The 4,346-nt window shown below is 46.6% G+C and carries 3 protein-coding genes; 2 read left to right on the top strand and 1 reads right to left on the bottom strand.

Features of this window, described 5'->3' with window-relative positions:
- Nucleotides 1–633, top strand: a 633-nt coding sequence (locus tag ENN47_10000) for an abhydrolase domain-containing 18 (protein ID HDP78494.1), incomplete at its 5' end; no start/stop codon positions are given.
- A gap of 874 nt (nucleotides 634–1,507) precedes the next feature.
- On the opposite strand, the gene ENN47_10005 is transcribed toward ENN47_10000, so the two are convergent.
- Nucleotides 1,508–2,467, bottom strand: a complete 960-nt coding sequence (locus tag ENN47_10005) for a GNAT family N-acetyltransferase (protein HDP78495.1) — start codon at nucleotides 2,465–2,467, stop codon at nucleotides 1,508–1,510.
- A 118-nt stretch (nucleotides 2,468–2,585) separates the two neighbouring features.
- Between ENN47_10005 and ENN47_10010 the strand changes: the two genes are divergently transcribed.
- On the top strand, nucleotides 2,586–3,758 hold the full coding sequence (locus ENN47_10010; GenBank protein ID HDP78496.1) for a TraB/GumN family protein: 1,173 nt from the start codon (nucleotides 2,586–2,588) through the stop codon (nucleotides 3,756–3,758).
- Nucleotides 3,759–4,346 lie beyond the last annotated feature (588 nt).

Consider the following 4,346-nt stretch of genomic DNA (forward strand, 5'->3'; position numbering starts at 1 on the left):
AGATCGGGTGAGCTTTTTCTGGACCCGAGAACGGATGTTCTTAGAGAAAGGTTTGAAAACGCAGTTGTGGATGGATTGACTGCTCTTAATTACTTGAAATGGGTATCCCCCCCGCCTTACTTTTTGATGGGATACAGCTTCGGTGGCTTCATCTCGGTCATAACAGCTGCGCTCGACAGGTCGATCTGTGGACTCTCACTTGTAGTAACGGGAGGGAACTTTTTCCACATAACCTGGAAAAGCTTTGTGACCGGAGTAATGAGGGTCAAGTATGAGGAAGACGGATCCTGTAATAGAGAAAAATGTCGGAAGTTGCACGACGTAGATTACAGAGAGTACTTGAACTCATTACATAAACCTGAAGTAGAAATCGGCAGCGCTCCGATCTCGTGCTTTGAATACGATCCCTTGACTTATGCAAAGTTTGTCAGGTGTCCCACGCTCTTGACGGGGGCGCTTTTCGATATTTTCATTCCTAAACCTTCTACCAGGGAACTCGCCGAAATGCTTCCAGACGCTACTCTTCGCTGGTTGCCTTCCGGCCATCTTACCTCCATATTGTTCAAGAAGACGATAATGAAGGGGTCTATCGATTTCTTTGAAGTAAAATGTGAAGGGAAAAGTGCTATCTAAAACGTGGCAAGGGGTAGCGGGTTGCGTCGGAAAGAGCGGAATAAGACGCAAGGCGCCGAAAAGCATCGTCGAAAGGCTGCCGCGGGCAGGAAGTGAGGCTTGCTTGCGCGAGGAAGTGTTGCCACCTTCGGTGGGACGCATTGCACTGAAAAGCATCAGTGGATGCAAGGCTGGCGAAGACCACGCCAGGTCGCAATGCCCGGAGAAGCATCCGGGGACGCAAGGCCCGCTTCGCGGGGAGAAAACTCTTGGAGAGCAAAAGAAACTAGTTCGCAGTTGAACGGTTCTCCATTCGCCGAGGAGAAGTTGTTCGTTCCAGAGCGAGGATCTGTTCTTCGTTCTTGGTCAAACCATTATTCAGAGAGTAGAAGGGAAAAGCAAAGAGGACAGGTAAGGTTCTGGGATCTGGAAACGCTCTTTAATCGCCTCTAGAGAGAGGTGTCGTTGGCTCCATCGTCGACGGGGAGTGTGGATGAGATGACCCGCTTGAGGGGGACACTCTCCCGAAAGGGGAGTAAACAGCCTGGCCTCACAAAGTCTGTATTTACACCGCGCCATTACGCACGTCAAGAACGGACCTCATTTTCAGTCATGACGTAATTCTTTACCAAGAACAAACAACCTGGACACGTAGCGCCGGAACGAAGAACCGAACCAGTATTCGGACGGAGGACCGTTGACGGACAACGTGGTTTTCAGCAGCGTACAAATGATCTGGGGAAGGACCAAGGACGGTTTTTCACAGCGCTCAGAGTCACTTAGCTAGCGACCAGCGGGTTTTTGCTCTTAAGCGTACAGCGGTTCTTATGCTTGCAACTTGGAACATGGAACTCGCAACTGTTCTCGGCTGCGAAGCGAAACCGGACGCCGATTATCAAATGTAATCAAATCCGTAGTTTGGAAGAGAAAGTCGAAGCCCCTTGAATTTACTGCAGCAAAAGACTTCCTGATTGAATTCGGCCAACGACATTCTTTCGACGGCTTCTATGAATCTGTCATAGTCCTCTGAAGGCATAATCTCCGTGAAGTAACCCCCCATTTGATCAAAAAAGCTTCTCTTGGAGATAATTTTCGCCGTTCCGGGAAACTCGAGCGGAAGACTCTCCTCTGCCCTGAAGTCTCTTTCGGCGACAATAGTACATTCCTTTAGTCCGAGTCTATCGATGAAGCCCCTTGTCAAGGAAATTACATCTTCGCTTCTCTCGCCATATTCAATCACGTAATAACTGTCTTCTCTCTGAACAACGGTAATATATGCCTTCTCGCTCAAAAAGGTTTTTGCCTTACGCGCCTCAGCGTAACCCGTAGAGAAGGTTTTTTCGAAATCGGTGAAGTTTCTGATGTATCTCAGTGGTTTCATTCTGTAGAGATCGAGAATCTTACCCACGCCAGAGATCCCCGCTTCTCTCATAGAAGCTGTTCTTCCCGGCTTAACGAGAATTCTCTTCATTCCCGGCGGTCTTACCGCGCCAAACCGCTGGTACAAGCCTCTGCCTCCGGAAATTATGAGTAGTGATAAACCCATATCTATTGCGAGTTCTTCGGCCTTCGCGAGAGTCACTGCTCCATAGTTCTTCCCTCGGTAATCGGGGTGTGTACAGACTGAACCGACAAGACCTACCTTCATCCTGTGCCCGAAGAAAGAGATCTCTCTTGGAAGTAAGCCGATCATCGACAGCGGCCTCTCGTCCTCCTTAACGATTGTCATGTTTTCCACATTCTCTTCTGAAAACAGAACAGGAAAGATCTTTCCCATTTCGATTTTGAAGACAAGAGATGCAAGATCAATGATTCCTTGCAGATCTTCGATATCTGCTCGTACGGGATTGCTCAAGAGAACACCTCCCCAGGAATATCTAATCAGCTATATAATTGATAATCTCACAAAGACGAGTTGGGTGCAAGATTGTGATTTAATAGAGTTTGATAGTCAAATCGAAAGGGTGATTTCGTTGTCCGAGACAGTACACAGAATAATGCTTGATGACAAAGAATTGATAATTATCGGTACGGCTCACGTATCAAAGAACAGCGCCGAAGAAGTGAAGGCGATTATCGAAGAGGAAAAACCCGATTCCGTTGCAATAGAGTTGTGCAGTTCTCGTTATCAATCAATGCAGGATCAAGATAGATGGAAGAAGACCGATATCGCAAAGGTAGTTAAAGAGAAAAAGTCTTTTCTTCTGCTGGCTAACCTTATACTTTCCTCCTATCAAAAAAGAATGGCAAAGCAAATAGGAATCCAGGCAGGACAAGAGATGCTGCAGGCTATTGAGTCGGCAAAAGAGACAGGAGCGCAGCTTGTTCTCGCGGACAGAGATATTCAGGTTACTTTTGCAAGAATATGGGGAAATCTCGGCTTTTGGGGAAAGACGAAACTCTTCTTCACTCTCGTTCTGTCAATTTTCAGCGATGAGAAGATCACAGAAGAAGATCTCGAGAAGATGAAATCGGGAGATATGTTGACCTCTGCACTCAGTGAGCTTGCCAAGTCTTTCCCGCAACTCAAGGAGTCACTGATCGATGAAAGGGACAAATTTCTTGCCCAGAAGATCAAGACGGCTCCCGGAAAGAAAGTAGTCGCAGTCGTTGGCGCCGGGCATGTTCCGGGTTTGAAAGAGGCTATAAAAGAGGATCAGGACCTTGCGGCACTCAGCAAGATCCCCCCGAAGAAGAAGACCGGCAAGATAATAGGCTGGACGATTTCGATCGCGATCATCTGCTTGATTGTTTCAACGATTATTGTGAATCGCGATGCTGGATTTGATCAGATTATCAGCTGGATCCTCTGGAACGGATCGCTTTCTGCTCTGGGGACTATTGCAGCTTTTGGCCATCCACTCTCTATACTAACGGCGTTTTTCATTGCTCCTGTAAGCTCCTTGAATCCGCTTCTTGCCGCCGGGTGGTTTGCCGGGCTTGTGGAGGCTCTTGTGAGGAAACCCAAGGTCTCTGACTTTGAGAGCCTTAACGAAGATGTAAACTCATTCAAAGGTTTCTGGAAAAACAGAGTCACGAAGATCCTTCTGGTTGTAGTATTTGCGAACGTTGGAAGCAGTGTGGGTACTTTCATTGGGGGAGCCGAAGTAATAAGAATTTTCGTCAAGTCTTTCTTCGGGCAATAGCCCGAAAGTCTATCAAATCACAACAATTCTTGAATCAAGATAGGAAGTTCCATTTCTCTGGATCTGGTTCATCTTGTTGGATGAACCAGTAATTCGGGTTTTGGGCTAAGAAGCTGGACAAAGATAGACTTCAAGTCAGCGAAAAGGCAGTTATAGAAATACAGATTAACAGAGCTGGTTTTATCTGGCAAATGCACCGTAAATCGGGTCTCTTTGTTCTTCATATTTTGCCAGTGAATGTAATATAATAATCTAGCGAACACATTAGCTTCTTAGTGAAGCATTTTTACTTCAGCATAGACAATCAAACACACTGATTTTTGTTCTATATTATTCTCTCTTGTTTCTTGCCGCTACTTAGATGAAACAACTTTATCCCAGCTTAACTCGTGTCTCCTTCGAAACGCTAATTTCTTAAGGAGGCGAAAGAAGTGAAGAAGCTAACTTACGTGATGTTAGTCATGCTGTTGCTGCTTGGCGGACTTGCTCTGTCCTCGCAGAAGGGACCCTATCCCGATCTGGTTTACTTCAACGTGAGAATGTCGGAAGATATCGCGCTGAAGGACACGGCCGAAGGTCTAACAGACA

Source organism: Mesotoga infera (assembly GCA_011045915.1).
GTDB classification, from domain to species: domain Bacteria; phylum Thermotogota; class Thermotogae; order Petrotogales; family Kosmotogaceae; genus Mesotoga; species Mesotoga infera_D.